Source organism: Pseudomonas sp. (assembly GCF_049300855.1).
Classification (GTDB): Bacteria; Pseudomonadota; Gammaproteobacteria; order Pseudomonadales; family Pseudomonadaceae; genus Aquipseudomonas.
In genome coordinates, this window is record NZ_JBAQKH010000016.1 from 193,247 (window position 1) to 208,477 (window position 15,231).

Genomic DNA, 15,231 nt, shown 5'->3' on the forward strand with positions numbered 1-15,231 from the left:
GCATCCCCCAATCGGTCCCCTCTCCCTCCGGGAGAGGGCTAGGGTGAGGGAGCCCTTGATCTCCAGACAATAAAAAAGCCCCGACTCTCACGAGCCGGGGCTTTTGCTTGAAGCGCTACAACGAATTAGCCGTTGAACACGTCATCCACGCTTTTCAGCGGGTAGTTCTTCGGATACGGCAGGGTAGCCACACCGGTCTCGATCGCCGCTTTGGCTACAGCATCGGAGATCAGGGTGATCAGACGCTTGTCCATTGGCTTCGGAATGATGTACTCACGGCCGAATTCCAGCGGCGCGCCGCCGTAGGCATCGCACACGTCCTGAGGCACTGGCAGCTTGGCCAGTTCACGCAGGGCGTTGGCCGCAGCCACTTTCATTTCTTCGTTGATGCGCTTGGCGCGAACGTCCAGGGCACCACGGAAGATGAACGGGAAGCCCAGCACGTTGTTGACCTGGTTCGGGTAGTCCGAACGGCCGGTGGCCATGATCACGTCGCTACGGGTGGCGTGCGCCAGTTCCGGGGAGATTTCCGGATCCGGGTTCGAGCAGGCGAACACGATCGGGTTGGCTGCCATCGACAGCAGACCTTCAGCGCTCAGCAGGTTCGGGCCGGACAGACCGACGAACACGTCAGCGCCTGCCAGTGCGTCAGCCAGGCTGCGCTTGTCGGTAGCGTGAGCGAACACGGCTTTGTACTGGTTCAGGTCGTCACGGCCGGAGTGGATCACGCCGGTACGGTCAACCATGAAGATGTTTTCGATGCGTGCGCCCATGCTCACGAGCAGTTTCATGCAGGAAATGGCCGCAGCGCCGGCGCCCAGGCAAACAATCTTGGCTTCTGGCAGGGTTTTGCCAGCGATTTCCAGGGCGTTGATCATGCCGGCAGCGGTCACGATCGCGGTGCCGTGCTGGTCATCGTGGAACACCGGAATGTCGCACTGCTCGATCAGAGCACGTTCGATCTCAAAGCACTCTGGCGCCTTGATGTCTTCCAGGTTGATACCACCGAAAGTGATGGAGATGCGTTTTACCGTGTCGATGAAGGCTTGCGGGCTTTCCGAGTCGACTTCGATGTCGAACACGTCGATACCGGCGAAGCGCTTGAACAGTACGCCCTTACCTTCCATCACTGGCTTGGACGCCAATGGGCCGAGGTTACCCAGGCCGAGAATCGCGGTGCCATCGGAAATGACTGCCACCAGGTTGCCCTTGCCGGTGTATTTGTAGGCCAGTTCAGGATCGCGAGCGATCTCACGCACTGGTTCAGCTACGCCGGGGCTGTAGGCCAGCGACAAGTCGCGAGCGGTAGCAGTGGCCTTGGTGAGCTCGACACTCAGCTTCCCTGGACGAGGATTGGCATGATATTCGAGAGCGGCAGTTTTCAGATCAGACATTTTGGCATTCCGCTTTTTACTGTTGGACAGACTGGTCAGCGAGGATACGCGCCTCGCAAAGTCCCCACAAGACTGAGCGGTCACCCCTGTCAAGCGCCCTGTCCTACGACTTTGGGCCAAGAGCCACGGCGCACAAGGGCTTGACTGTTCACAATCGACAGAAAAAATGTCTACAATTTTTCTTCAGCGCGGTGTTTGCAACATCGATGGATCGGTCAACGGAAGTAGCCAACGCGACTGTCCGGATTGCAATCCGCCGCGCCGGGATCGATCAACGATCCAGCCGCGCGCCTCGATCTGCCTGCCCTTCAGCGCCTGCAATCGGGCATTGTCGAATTGTCCGACCAGATTGGGTGCAACGCGCAATACAAGCGAGTCCTGCAACTCGATCCAGATTCCGCCGCGATTGCGCTGAACCTTGCTCACACGCCCACTGATCACGGCGAAACCGGAGCGCTGGATCTGCTCCGCTTTCAATACAGGAGACTGCCGCCAGATGCCTCGCCCGGCCAGCCGTGCGGCGTTTTCAGCCGCCTGCTGGCAGGCGACGAGATCGACATTCGGCGCCACAGCGACTTGAAAACCAAGACCATCGGCGAGCATTTGCGCTTCGAGATTGACGCCATTGGCACTGTAAATATGCGCGAGCGTACGTTCGTAATGGTCTTTGGCTTGCTTGCCGGGGCGCAAACCGACACGTCCGCCGCTGGCATCGACCAGCGCTTGCAGGCGTTTGCGTGCCGCCACCGCGAAGGGTTCATCGCTGCGGCCCTGCTTGCCCAGTTCAGGCGTGTTGAGGCCGATCATCCGTACGCTACGACCGTCGTTCAGGCGCAGCGTGTCGCCATCGACCACGCGCTGCACCGTGACGCTGGTCAGCTGCGCAGGCGTCGGACAGAACGCGTGCGCGCCGGACAGCCAAATCGCAGACACAAAAAAGGCGCCCGCGAGGGACGCCTTTTTCAGCAACGAGGAAAAGCCCACCGGGCCCTTCAACCTTACTCTGCAGCAGCAGGTTTCTTGCCGAAAGCACCGAAACGGTCTGCGAACTTCTGAACGCGACCACCGGTGTCCAGAGTCTTCTGCTTACCGGTGTAGAACGGGTGGCATTCGTTGCACACGTCGATTGGCAGAGCTTTGCCGAAAGTCGAACGGGTTTCGAACTTGTTGCCACAGCTGCAGGTAACAGCGATGACTGGGTAATTCGGGTGGATATCAGCTTTCATGGTGTCTTCCTCAGCTAGCGTGCCGCCATCCAACACTATTGTTGAATACCGCACGTAATTAGGCCGCGGATTCTACCAGACCTTTTCAATCACGCAAGCTGTCACCGAGACCGACCGTCTGCTAGGCTCCCGGCCTTGAATGCATTCCCCTGTGGGAGCGAGCTTGCTCGCGAATGCGTTGTGTCAGTCAATGTTCAAGCGCCTGATACACCGCCTTCGCGTGCAAGCTCGCTGCCACAATTGATCTGCGCTCAGCCCTTCTTTTGCGTTTATAGAGATCCCCCCGCGTGCCCGACGCCATTCTGCGCCTCGCCCTGCCTTCGCCCTTGCGCCGCCTGTTCGACTATCGGGCGCCGGCCGGCGTGCTGCGCGAGCAACTGCAGCCGGGCATGCGCCTGCGGGTGCCGTTCGGCCGCCGCGAGATGATCGGGATTCTGGTCGAAGTCACCGATACCAGCGAAGTGCCGGTGGAGAAGCTGAAACCGGCGCTGGCCCTGCTCGATGCCACGCCGCCGCTGCCGCCAGCCCTGTTCAAGCTGTGCCTGTGGACGTCGCAGTATTATCAGCACAGCCTCGGCGACACCTTGAGCTGGGCGTTGCCGGTGCTGCTGCGCCAGGGTGAACTGGCCGAGGCGCGACAGGAACGCTTCTGGTCGATCACTCCCGGCGCCAGCCTTGATGATCCGCGTATCACCCGCGCCCCGCGCCAGCGTGAGGCCTTGGCGACACTGGCCCAGCACCCGCACGGCGTCGCCCATCAGTTGCTGAGCAAACTGATGCTGAGCAAGGACAGCCTCGATCTGCTGCTGGCAAAGAACCTCGTGCAAGTGGAAATCCGCCGGCATGCTCCCGGCGCGCGCCACGAACATTGGCTTGCGCAACCGGAACTGCCGCTGAACACCGAACAGCGCGCCGCCTATGAGGCCATCCGCGCCGGCTTCGACAGTTATCACGCGTTCCTGCTGGCCGGGGTCACCGGCAGTGGCAAGACCGAAGTTTATCTTCAACTGATCCGCGAAACCCTTGAGGCCGGCAAGCAGGCGCTGGTGCTGATCCCGGAGATCAATCTGGGCCCGCAAACGCTGGCGCGCTTCGAACAGCGCTTCAATGCGCGCATTGCCCTGCTGCACTCGGCGGTCAATGACCGCGAGCGCCTCGACGCCTGGCTCGCCGCCCGCGATGGCGAGGCCGACATTATTATCGGCACCCGCTCGGCGCTGTTCACGCCGATGAAAAACCCGGGGCTGATCATTATCGATGAAGAGCACGACGGCTCTTATAAACAGCAGGAAGGCCTGCGTTACCACGCCCGCGATCTGGCGCTGGTGCGCGCGCGCCAGGAAAATATCCCGATCGTCCTCGGCTCCGCCACGCCTTCGCTGGAAAGCCTGCACAACGCCTACACCGGTCGTTATGGCCTGCTGCGCCTGAACGAGCGCGCTGGCGGCGCCAAGCAGCCACGTTTCCTGCGGCTGGATGTGAAAAGCCGTCCGCTGGACAGCGGGATTTCCGGGCCGATGCAGCAAGCCATCGGCCAGACCCTCGCCAATGGCCAACAGGTGCTGGTGTTCCTCAACCGACGCGGGTTTGCCCCGACGTTGCTCTGCCACGATTGCGGCTGGATGTCCGAGTGTTCGCGCTGCGACGCGCGGATGACCGTGCACCAACGCTATGGCGAATTGCGCTGCCATCACTGTGGTTACGTCGAGCGCACGCCGCGCCAATGCCCGAAGTGCAACAAGGTTGATTTGCGGCCTGTCGGTGCTGGCACCGAGCGCGCAGAAGAACGTCTGGCGATTTTGTTCCCTGATTACCCGGTGCTGCGCGTCGACCGCGACAGCACGTCGCGCAAGGACGCGATGAATCAGCTGTTCGCGACGATTCAGAAAGGTCAGCCGTGCATTCTTGTCGGCACGCAAATGTTGGCCAAAGGGCACCACTTCCCACGGGTGACGCTGGTGTCGATCCTGGATGCCGACGGCGGATTGTTCTCCGGCGACTTCCGCGCCAGCGAGCGCATGGCGCAGTTGATCGTGCAGGTCGCAGGTCGCGCCGGACGAGCGGAAGAGCCGGGCAAGGTGATCATTCAGACGCACCTGGCTGACCATCCTTTATTGGTGCAACTGACCGAGCAGGGTTATTTCGCCTTTGCCGAGCAGGCCTTGAGCGAGCGCCGGGCCGCCGGATTGCCGCCGTTTGCGCATCTGGCGTTGTTGCGTGCCGAAGCGCACAAGCCGGGGCAGGCGGAAAGTTTTCTCGATGAGGCGTGCAGTGAGGCTGAACGGTTGTTGGCTGAGCAAAATTTGACCGGTATCGAACTGCTTGGGCCGGTGCCGGCGCCGATGGAACGCCGCGCCGGGCGCTACCGCGCGCAGCTTCTGTTGCAGGCGACCGCGCGGGCGCCGCTGCATCGGTTGCTGACCAGTTGGTTGCTGGTGCTGGAGCAGATGCCGAGTGGGCGCGCGGTGCGCTGGTCCCTGGATGTCGACCCTGTAGATTTGTATTGATAGAGCGATCGCCTTCGCGAGCAGGCTTGCTCCAACAGGGATTGCGCCGCCCTCGTTCGCGAAAGTGATCTATTTGTCACCACACATCCACATCCTGCCTGCTAAGGTTGGCAAGCCCGCCTTCGCAACGGATAATGCCCAGTTTTTCCACCCGCGCATCGATGCGCCCGCCGCGCTTGCGGTCGAAAGAGAAGACCATGAAAGACACCATTCGCCAGCTGATCCAACAAGCCATCACCCAACTCGTCAACGAAGGTGTGTTGCCTGAAGGCCTGACGCCGGCGATCCAGGTGGAGAACGCCCGTGACAAGACCCACGGCGACTTCGCCAGCAACATCGCCATGATGCTGGCCAAGCCTGCGGGCATGAAGCCGCGTGATCTGGCGGAAAAAATCATCGCCGCACTGCCGGCCGACGAGAACGTCACCAAGGCCGAAATCGCCGGCCCGGGCTTCATCAATTTCTTCCAGAACACCCAGGCACTGGCTTCGCGCCTCGACGCTGCACTGGCTGATGCCCATGTTGGCGTACGCAAGGCAGGTCCTGCACAACGCACCGTGGTCGATCTGTCGGCACCGAACCTGGCCAAAGAGATGCACGTCGGCCACTTGCGCTCGACCATCATCGGCGACGGCGTGGCCCGCGTACTGGAATTGCTCGGCGACGAAGTGATCCGTCAGAACCACGTCGGCGACTGGGGCACCCAGTTCGGCATGCTGATGGCCTATCTGCAGGAAAACCCGATCACCAGCGACGAGCTGTCGGATCTGGAAAACTTCTACCGCGCCGCCAAACAACGTTTCGACGAGTCCGCAGAATTTGCCGACCGCGCCCGTGGCCTGGTGGTCAAGTTGCAGGCCGGCGACGCCGAGTGCCTGGCACTGTGGACCAAGTTCAAGGACATCTCGCTGTCGCACTGCCAGAAGATCTACGAACTGCTCAACGTCAAACTGACCATGGCCGACGTGATGGGCGAGAGCGCCTATAACGATGACCTGATCAATGTGGTCAACGACCTGAAAGCCGCTGGCATGCTGGTCGAGAGCAACGGCGCGCAGTGCGTGTTCCTCGACGAGTTCAAGAACGCCGACGGCGACCCGTTGCCGGTGATCATCGTCAAGGCTGACGGCGGCTACCTGTACGCCACCACTGACCTGGCGGCCGTGCGCTACCGCAGCGGCAAGCTGAAAGCCGATCGCGCGCTGTACTTCGTCGACCAGCGTCAGGCCCTGCACTTCCAGCAAGTGTTCGCCGTGGCACGCAAGGCCGGTTTCGTGACCCATCCGATGGAAATGGAACACATGGGCTTCGGCACCATGAACGGCGCTGACGGCCGTCCGTTCAAGACCCGTGACGGCGGCACCGTGAAGCTGATCGACCTGCTGACCGAAGCGCAGGAACGTGCCTACAACCTGGTCAAAGAGAAGAACCCGACGCTGGCCGAAGACGAGTTGCGCAACATCGCCAAAGTCGTCGGCATCGGCGCGGTGAAATACGCCGACCTGTCGAAGCACCGCACCAGCGACTACAGCTTCAACTTCGACCTGATGCTGAATTTCGAAGGCAACACCGCGCCGTACCTGCTTTACGCCTACACCCGCGTGGCCGGTGTGTTCCGCAAGCTGGGCAAGGATTTCAGCGAAGTCGACGGTCAGATCGTTCTCGAAGCCGAGCACGAACTCGAGCTGGCGGCGAAACTGGCGCAGTTCGGCGAAGTGCTGAACAACGTGTCCGACAAAGGCACGCCGCACATCCTCTGCACTTATCTGTACGACGTTGCCGGCCTGTTCTCCAGCTTCTACGAGAACTGCCCGATCCTCGCCGCCGACACCCCGGCCCGGATGCAGAGCCGTCTGCGTCTGGCCGCGCTGACCGGTCGCACCCTCAAGCAAGGCCTGGAGCTGTTGGGTCTGGAAACTCTGGAGCGTATGTAAGTTGGCTGCCAAGAAAAAACCTGCACCCAAGCGTGGCGCCAGCCGTTACCAAGCTCCTGCGAAGCAACCGATTCCGGGTTGGCTGTGGATGGCCATCGGCCTGACGGTCGGCGCGTTCATCGTGTTCCTGATGAAGCTGGAGCCGGGCAAGGGCAGCGACACGGTCAAGCGTGAGAAGGTCGAACAGGCGCAACAGCAGAAAGCGTCGAAAATCGCCGAGGCCAACAAGACCCCGCCGAGCCCGACCCAGCCGGTGAAGCCGAAGTACGACTTCTACACCCTGCTGCCGGAATCGGAAGTGATCGTGCCGCCGGACGCCGTGCCGGAGAAGACCCTGCCGACGCCACAAGTGCCGGCCATTCCGACCACGCCAGTGACACCGGCAGAAGCGGCGAAGATCGACACCGCACGCGCGCAGGCAGCCTTGGCCGGGATTACCCCGCCGCCAGCGCCACCAGTGAGCAAAGCGGCGCCGGTGACCAAGTTCTTCCTGCAGGCCGGTTCGTTCCGCAAGGAAACCGATGCCGACAAGGTCCGCGCGCAGATCATTCTGCTCGGTCAGGCGGTGGCGGTTGAGTCCGGCACGGTGAAGGATGAAACCTGGTATCGCGTCTTGGTTGGGCCGTTCAGTAACCGTGAACAGCTGACAACTGCGCAAAAACAACTGGCCGGCGCCGGTTTCAGCAACCTGTTGTTACAACAACGCCAGAGCCGCTGATCCACCGACGATCGTTCCCACGCTCTGCGTGGGAACGCCTCAAGGGACGCTCTGCGTCCCAGCGGTTAAGGGACGCGGAGCGTCCCGGGCTGCATTCCCACGCAGAGCGTGGGAACGATCAGGTGCAACACGCCGCTCGTCTCCTCTCCCGCGCTACGGTTGAAATCCTCTCCAGCACCCCCATATGAATGGGCATAAGGCACTTTCGCCCCGCTGTGTGGAGACTCTTCCCTTGACCACCATCGTTTCAGTCCGCCGTCACGGCAAAGTCGTCATGGGCGGCGACGGCCAGGTTTCTCTCGGCAATACCGTGATGAAAGGCAACGCGAAAAAAGTTCGTCGCCTGTACCACGGTCAGGTCATCGCCGGTTTTGCCGGTGCCACCGCCGACGCCTTTACCCTCTTCGAACGTTTCGAAGGCCAGCTTGAGAAACATCAGGGCCACCTGGTGCGCGCCGCTGTCGAACTCGCCAAAGAATGGCGCACCGACCGCTCCCTGAGCCGCCTCGAAGCGATGCTCGCGGTCGCCAACAAAGACGCCTCGCTGATCATCACCGGCAACGGTGACGTGGTCGAACCCGAAGACGGCCTGATCGCCATGGGTTCCGGCGGCGCCTATGCGCAGGCCGCCGCCAGCGCCCTGCTGAAAAAGACCGATCTGTCGGCCCGTGAAATCGTCGAAACCGCCCTCGGCATCGCCGGCGACATCTGTGTATTCACCAACCACACTCAGACCATTGAGGAGCAGGATCTCGCTGAATAAGCCTGACGCGGCCCTGTGCCACGGCTTGTTTCTGCTTGAGGACCGTCAATTATTATGTCCATGACTCCCCGCGAAATCGTCCACGAACTCAACCGCCACATCATCGGCCAGGACGATGCCAAGCGCGCCGTCGCGATTGCCCTGCGCAACCGCTGGCGCCGCATGCAGCTGCCTGAAGAGCTGCGCGTTGAAGTGACCCCGAAAAACATCCTGATGATCGGCCCGACCGGTGTCGGTAAAACCGAGATCGCCCGTCGTCTGGCGAAACTGGCCAACGCGCCGTTCATCAAGGTCGAAGCGACCAAGTTCACCGAAGTCGGCTACGTCGGCCGTGACGTCGAATCGATCATCCGTGATCTGGCTGACGCTGCGATCAAGATGCTCCGCGAGCAGGAAATGACCCGCGTGCGCCATCGCGCCGAAGACGCTGCCGAGGATCGTATCCTCGACGCACTGCTGCCGCCGGCACGCATGGGCTTCAGCAATGAAGAAGCGCCGAGCTCCGATTCCAACACCCGTCAGCTGTTCCGCAAGCGTCTGCGCGAAGGTCAGCTGGATGACAAGGAAATCGAAATCGAAGTCGCCGAAGTGGCCGGCATCGAGATCGCCACGCCGCCTGGCATGGAAGAGATGACCAACCAGTTGCAGTCCTTGTTCGCCAACATGGGCAAGGGCAAGAAGAAGGCGCGCAAGCTCAAGGTCAAGGAAGCACTGAAACTGGTGCGCGACGAAGAAGCCGGGCGTCTGGTCAATGAAGAAGAGCTGAAGGCCAAAGCGCTGGAAGCGGTTGAGCAGCACGGCATCGTGTTCATCGACGAAATCGACAAGGTCGCCAAGCGTGGCAATGTCGGTGGCGCTGATGTTTCCCGTGAAGGCGTACAACGCGACCTGCTGCCGCTGATCGAAGGCTGCACCGTCAACACCAAACTGGGCATGGTCAAGACTGACCACATCCTGTTCATCGCCTCCGGCGCGTTCCACCTGAGCAAGCCGAGCGATCTGGTGCCTGAGTTGCAAGGTCGTCTTCCGATCCGCGTTGAACTCAAGGCCCTGAGCCCGTCGGACTTCGAACGCATCCTCAGCGAACCGCATGCCTCGCTCACCGAGCAATATTGCGCGCTGCTGAAAACCGAAGGCCTGAACATTCAGTTCCAGCCGGAAGGCATCAAGCGTCTGGCGGAGATCGCCTGGCAGGTCAACGAGAAAACCGAGAACATCGGTGCCCGTCGCTTGCACACACTGCTTGAGCGTCTGCTCGAAGAGGTGTCGTTCAGCGCCGGTGATCTGGCCAGCACCCACGATGAGAAGCCGATTCTGATCGACGCCGAATACGTCAACAGCCACCTCGGCGAATTGGCGCAGAACGAAGACCTGTCCCGTTATATCCTGTAAGCCATACTTACAGCGGTAGCGGACCCTGTGGGAGCGAGCTTGCTCGCGAAGAGGCCGTGTCAGTCGACATCAATGTTGTCTGACACACCGCTTTCGCGAGCAAGCTCGCTCCCACATTTGCTCAAGGGTCGCCCACACTTCGGACGCCAGCCCATGACTCAAATTCCCACCGACATCAAACTGCACAAAGCCTCGAAAACCCTGACGCTCACTTACGCGTCCGGCGAGGAATACACCCTGCCCGCCGAATTCCTGCGCGTGCATTCCCCCTCCGCCGAGGTCCAGGGCCATGGCAAACCGATTTTGCAATTCGGCAAGATCAACGTCGGTCTGAGCAAGCTGGAACCGGCCGGTCACTACGCACTGAAACTGACCTTCGACGACGGTCACGACAGCGGCCTGTTCACCTGGGATTATCTTTATGAGCTGGGGCGACGTTATGACGCACTCTGGGCCGATTATCTGGCCGAGCTCAAAGCAGCCGGAAAAACCCGCGACCCGAACGAGTCCATCGTCAAGCTGATGCTCTAGCCCGAGCCTTGCGCTCATTAGAGGGCATTTTCTAAATTCATCTGTTTGAATGCTCTGCTGTGTGGCCGAGGATCGGCCTGCTTGCGAAAAAAATTAAACTCGGGTAACCAATGGAGCTGGCAAGTTCCCTGCAGTGCTCTACGACTGTAAAGCAGCTATGCAGAATTAACGGTCACCCGAGCAGTAGTACCTGGCATTGGCTGTGGAACTGCACAGCAGAAAACCGGGTACTCGTCTCAGGACAATGGAGCGTCGTAGATGAGTAACAAGAATAACGATGACCTGAAGTACCAAGCCTCGGAAAACACCCTGGGGCTTAATCCCGTCGTTGGGCTACGCGGAAAGGATCTGCTGGCCTCTGCTCGTATGGTGCTGAAACAGGCCATCAAACAACCGATCCATAGTGTCAAACACGTCACCCATTTCGGCCTCGAACTGAAGAACGTGTTGTTCGGCAAATCCGAACTGCAACCGGCTGGCGATGACCGTCGCTTCGCCGATCCTGCGTGGAGCCAGAACCCGCTCTACAAACGTTATCTGCAAACTTACCTGGCATGGCGCAAGGAACTCCATTCCTGGATTGATGACAGTAGTCTGTCACCCAAAGATATCGCCCGCGGCCACTTCGTCATCAACCTGATGACCGAAGCCATGGCCCCGACCAACACCGCCGCCAACCCGGCTGCGGTCAAACGCTTTTTCGAAACCGGCGGCAAAAGCCTGCTCGATGGCCTCTCGCATCTGGCCAAGGATCTGGTCCACAACGGCGGCATGCCGAGCCAGGTCAACATGGGCGCGTTCGAAGTCGGCAAGAGCCTCGGCGTCACCGAAGGCGCGGTGGTGTTTCGCAACGACGTGCTGGAGCTGATCCAGTACAAACCGATCACCGAGCAAGTCCACGAGCGCCCCTTGCTGGTGGTGCCGCCGCAGATCAACAAGTTCTATGTATTCGATTTGAGCCCGGACAAGAGTCTGGCGCGCTTCTGCCTGCGCAATAACGTGCAGACGTTCATCATCAGTTGGCGCAACCCGACCAAGGCGCAGCGTGAGTGGGGTCTGTCGACCTACATCGACGCGCTGAAAGAAGCCGTCGACGTGGTCACCGCGATCACCGGCAGCAAAGACGTGAACATGCTCGGCGCCTGCTCCGGCGGCATCACCTGCACCGCCCTGCTCGGCCACTACGCGGCGATCGGCGAGAAGAAGGTGAATGCCCTGACGTTGCTGGTCAGCGTGCTCGACACGACGCTGGACAGCGACGTCGCACTGTTCGTCGACGAGCAGACCCTGGAGACCGCCAAGCGCCACTCGTACCAGGCTGGCGTGCTCGAAGGCAAAGACATGGCCAAGGTCTTCGCCTGGATGCGCCCCAACGACCTGATCTGGAACTACTGGGTCAACAACTACCTGCTCGGCAACGAGCCGCCGGTGTTCGACATCCTGTTCTGGAACAACGACACCACACGCTTGCCGGCGGCGTTCCACGGCGACCTGATCGAGATGTTCAAAAACAACCCACTGATCCGCCCGAATGCACTGGAAGTGTGCGGCACGCCGATCGACCTCAAGCAGGTCACGGCCGATATCTTCTCGCTGGCCGGCACCAACGACCACATCACGCCGTGGAAGTCCTGCTACAAGTCGGCGCAATTGTTCGGTGGCAAGGTCGAGTTCGTGTTGTCGAGCAGCGGGCATATCCAGAGCATCCTGAACCCGCCGGGCAACCCGAAATCGCGTTACATGACCGGCGAAGAGATGGCCGCCAATGCCGATGAGTGGCAGGAAAACTCGACCAAGCACACTGATTCCTGGTGGCTGTACTGGCAGGCGTGGCAGGCCGAGCGTTCGGGCAACCTGAAAAAGGCCCCGCTGAAACTGGGCAACAAGGCGTATCCGGCGGGTGAAGCTTCGCCGGGCACTTACGTTCACGAGCGGTAAAACCTGTGGGAGCGAGCTTGCTCGCGAAAGCGTCGTGTCAGTCACCATAAATGTTGAATGATTGACCGCATTCGCGAGCAAGCTCGCTCCCACAGTTATAAATTTGAGAAACAGACTCCATCCACAGGGCCTGACGCATGCCGCAACCGTTCATATTCCGTACCGTCGATCTGGATGGTCAAACCATCCGCACCGCGGTACGCCCCGGCAAGCCTCACTTGACGCCCTTGCTGATTTTCAACGGCATCGGCGCCAACCTGGAGCTGGTGTTTCCGTTTGTCGCGGCGCTGGACCCGGATCTGGAAGTGATTGCTTTCGACGTGCCCGGTGTCGGCGGCTCGTCGACGCCGAACCGGCCGTATCGCTTTCCCGGGCTAGCCAAGCTGACCTCACGCATGCTCGATTACCTCGACTACGGGCAGGTCAACGTCATCGGCGTGTCGTGGGGCGGCGCACTGGCGCAGCAGTTCGCCTACGACTATCCGGAGCGCTGCAAGAAACTGGTGCTGGCGGCGACCGCTGCCGGTGCGGTGATGGTGCCGGGCAAGCCGAAAGTGCTGTGGATGATGGCCAGTCCACGGCGCTACATTCAGCCGTCCCATGTGATTCGCATCGCGCCGCTGATCTATGGCGGCTCGTTCCGTCGCGACCCGACCCTGGCCGCCAGCCACGCGGCGAAAGTACGTTCGGCCGGCAAGCTCGGTTATTACTGGCAACTGTTCGCCGGTCTCGGCTGGACCAGCATTCACTGGCTGCACAAGATCCATCAGCCAACCCTGGTACTGGCCGGTGACGACGATCCGCTGATCCCGCTGATCAACATGCGCATGCTCGCCTGGCGCATTCCCAACGCCCAACTGCACATCATCGACGACGGTCATCTGTTCCTGATTACCCGCGCCGAAGCGGTGGCGCCGATCATCATGAAGTTTCTCCAGGAGGAACGTCAGCGCGCGGTGATGCACCCGCATCCGACACCGCTCGGCGGTTAACCCCGGCGGCAGGCTTTATGCAGGCCTTTGGCAAAGAGTGCGCGGCAGGACGCCGCGCAGGCAGCAACCCGCAACAGCGTCTATGGTGTTCTGGTTCGGTGAGTGTGTTTTTGGCCTGAAGACGAAGGAGTGTTGAGTCATGCGCGACAAACCAGCGACGGGCGTGGTGCCCAGCCCCGCCGTGTTTATCAACGCACAAAGTGCGATCACCGGCCTGCGTGGGCGGGATTTGATCTCGACCTTGCGCAGCGTGGCGGCTCACGGTTTGCGCAACCCGATCCACAGTGCGAAGCACGCCTTGAAACTCGGCGGCCAACTGGGCCGCGTGTTGCTGGGTGAAACCCTGCACCCGACCAATCCGAACGACAGCCGCTTTGCCGATCCGGCGTGGAGCCTCAACCCGTTTTACCGGCGCAGCCTGCAGGCCTATCTGGCCTGGCAGAAACAGGTCAAAAGCTGGATCGATGAAAGCAACATGAACGATGACGATCGTGCCCGCGCGCACTTCGCCTTCACCCTGCTCAACGACGCCGTGGCGCCGTCCAATACTCTGCTCAACCCGCTGGCGGTGAAGGAGCTGTTCAACTCCGGCGGGCACAGCCTGGTGCGCGGCCTCAGTCATTTGTTCGATGATCTGCTGCACAACGACGGTTTGCCCCGTCAGGTGACCAAACAGGCTTTCGAGGTCGGCAAGACCGTGGCCACCACCACCGGCTCGGTGGTGTTTCGCAACGATTTGCTTGAGCTGATCCAGTACAAACCGATGAGCGAAAAGCAGTACGCCAAGCCATTGCTGGTGGTGCCGCCGCAAATCAACAAGTACTACATTTTCGACCTGAGCCCACACAACAGCTTCGTCCAGTACGCGCTGAAAAATGGTTTGCAGACCTTCATGATCAGTTGGCGCAACCCGGATGTGCGCCATCGCGAATGGGGCCTGTCGACCTACGTAGAAGCGGTGGAAGAAGCGATGAACATCTGCCGGGCGATCACCGGCGCCCGCGAGGTCAATCTGATGGGCGCTTGCGCTGGCGGGCTGACCATTGCTGCCCTGCAAGGGCATTTACAGGCCAAGCGACAACTGCGCCGCGTCTCCAGCGCAACGTATCTGGTCAGCCTGCTCGACAGTGAAATCGAAACCTCGGCCACGCTGTTTGCCGATGAGCAAACTCTCGAAGCGGCCAAGCGCCGTTCGTATCAAAAGGGCGTGCTCGATGGTCGCGACATGGCCAAGGTCTTCGCGTGGATGCGCCCCAACGATTTGATCTGGAGCTACTTCGTCAACAATTACCTGTTGGGCAAAGAGCCGCCAGCCTTCGACATCCTCTACTGGAACAACGACAACACCCGTCTGCCGGCGGCCTTTCACGGCGACCTGCTGGACTTCTTCAAGCACAACCCGCTGACCCATCCGGGTGGGCTGGAAGTGTGCGGCACGCCGATCGACCTGCAGAAAGTCACCGTCGACAGTTTCAGTGTCGCCGGCATGAACGACCACATTACGCCGTGGGACGCGGTGTATCGCTCGACCTTGCTGCTGGGTGGCGAACGACGTTTCGTGCTGTCCAACAGCGGCCACGTGCAGAGCATTCTCAACCCGCCGAGCAACCCGAAAGCCGCGTACGTCGACAACGGCAAGATGAGCAGTGACCCGCGCGCCTGGTACTACGACGCCAAACACGTCGACGGCAGCTGGTGGCCGCAGTGGCTGGAATGGATTCAACAGCGCTCCGGCGCGCAGCACGAAACCTCGTTCACCCTCGGCAACCCGAACTATCCACCGATGGAGGCCGCGCCCGGGACTTACGTGCGTGTGCGCTGACGCTTAACCGAACT

13 protein-coding genes are annotated in these 15,231 nt (G+C 60.7%); 9 read left to right on the forward strand and 4 right to left on the reverse strand.

Annotated elements, in window-relative coordinates:
- Window positions 1–125: 125 nt before the first annotated feature.
- From WA225_RS05955 to rpmE, 3 genes are all read right to left on the reverse strand, one after another.
- The gene (locus tag WA225_RS05955) at window positions 126–1,394 is read right to left on the reverse strand and encodes a malic enzyme-like NAD(P)-binding protein (RefSeq protein ID WP_064117089.1); all 1,269 of its coding nucleotides are present in this window, start codon (window positions 1,392–1,394) and stop codon (window positions 126–128) included.
- A gap of 183 nt (window positions 1,395–1,577) precedes the next feature.
- Window positions 1,578–2,378, reverse strand: coding sequence for a thermonuclease family protein (locus WA225_RS05960; RefSeq protein WP_422607228.1), 801 nt, complete (start codon window positions 2,376–2,378; stop codon window positions 1,578–1,580).
- 14 nt (window positions 2,379–2,392) lie between these two features.
- The gene (gene rpmE, locus WA225_RS05965; protein WP_007909403.1) at window positions 2,393–2,620 is read right to left on the reverse strand and encodes a 50S ribosomal protein L31; all 228 of its coding nucleotides are present in this window, start codon (window positions 2,618–2,620) and stop codon (window positions 2,393–2,395) included.
- Window positions 2,621–2,907: 287 nt separating this feature from the next.
- Here rpmE and WA225_RS05970 point away from each other — a divergent pair, with 287 nt between their 5' ends.
- Window positions 2,908–5,127: a primosomal protein N' gene (locus WA225_RS05970; protein WP_422607229.1), complete on the forward strand. Its 2,220-nt coding sequence runs from the start codon at window positions 2,908–2,910 to the stop codon at window positions 5,125–5,127.
- A 76-nt stretch (window positions 5,128–5,203) separates the two neighbouring features.
- Here the strand turns inward: WA225_RS05970 and WA225_RS05975 are convergent, their stop codons facing one another.
- Window positions 5,204–5,326, reverse strand: coding sequence for a hypothetical protein (locus tag WA225_RS05975; RefSeq protein ID WP_422607230.1), 123 nt, complete (start codon window positions 5,324–5,326; stop codon window positions 5,204–5,206).
- Between WA225_RS05975 and argS the strand changes: the two genes are divergently transcribed.
- The 8 genes from argS to phaC (WA225_RS06015) all read left to right on the forward strand — a co-directional run bounded on the left by argS (window position 5,325) and on the right by phaC (WA225_RS06015) (window position 15,217).
- Window positions 5,325–7,061, forward strand: coding sequence for an arginine--tRNA ligase (gene argS, locus WA225_RS05980; RefSeq protein WP_422607231.1), 1,737 nt, complete (start codon window positions 5,325–5,327; stop codon window positions 7,059–7,061). The two genes, WA225_RS05975 and argS, sit on opposite strands and share 2 nt — an antisense overlap.
- 1 nt (window position 7,062) lies before the next feature.
- The gene (locus tag WA225_RS05985; RefSeq protein ID WP_007909385.1) at window positions 7,063–7,779 is read left to right on the forward strand and encodes an SPOR domain-containing protein; all 717 of its coding nucleotides are present in this window, start codon (window positions 7,063–7,065) and stop codon (window positions 7,777–7,779) included.
- 232 nt (window positions 7,780–8,011) lie between these two features.
- On the forward strand, window positions 8,012–8,542 hold the full coding sequence (gene hslV, locus WA225_RS05990; RefSeq protein WP_003186641.1) for an ATP-dependent protease subunit HslV: 531 nt from the start codon (window positions 8,012–8,014) through the stop codon (window positions 8,540–8,542).
- 54 nt (window positions 8,543–8,596) lie between these two features.
- On the forward strand, window positions 8,597–9,934 hold the full coding sequence (gene hslU / locus WA225_RS05995) for an ATP-dependent protease ATPase subunit HslU (RefSeq protein WP_064388878.1): 1,338 nt from the start codon (window positions 8,597–8,599) through the stop codon (window positions 9,932–9,934).
- Between the two features lie 153 nt (window positions 9,935–10,087).
- Window positions 10,088–10,465 (forward strand): gamma-butyrobetaine hydroxylase-like domain-containing protein, encoded by a 378-nt coding sequence (locus WA225_RS06000; protein WP_422607232.1) that lies wholly within the window; start codon window positions 10,088–10,090, stop codon window positions 10,463–10,465.
- Between the two features lie 258 nt (window positions 10,466–10,723).
- A complete protein-coding gene (phaC, locus tag WA225_RS06005; RefSeq protein ID WP_422607233.1) occupies window positions 10,724–12,403 on the forward strand; it encodes a class II poly(R)-hydroxyalkanoic acid synthase in 1,680 nt (559 codons plus the stop codon).
- A 137-nt stretch (window positions 12,404–12,540) separates the two neighbouring features.
- Window positions 12,541–13,395, forward strand: coding sequence for a poly(3-hydroxyalkanoate) depolymerase (gene phaZ, locus WA225_RS06010; RefSeq protein ID WP_016984597.1), 855 nt, complete (start codon window positions 12,541–12,543; stop codon window positions 13,393–13,395).
- Window positions 13,396–13,534: 139 nt separating this feature from the next.
- Window positions 13,535–15,217: a class II poly(R)-hydroxyalkanoic acid synthase gene (gene phaC, locus WA225_RS06015; RefSeq protein WP_422607234.1), complete on the forward strand. Its 1,683-nt coding sequence runs from the start codon at window positions 13,535–13,537 to the stop codon at window positions 15,215–15,217.
- Window positions 15,218–15,231 lie beyond the last annotated feature (14 nt).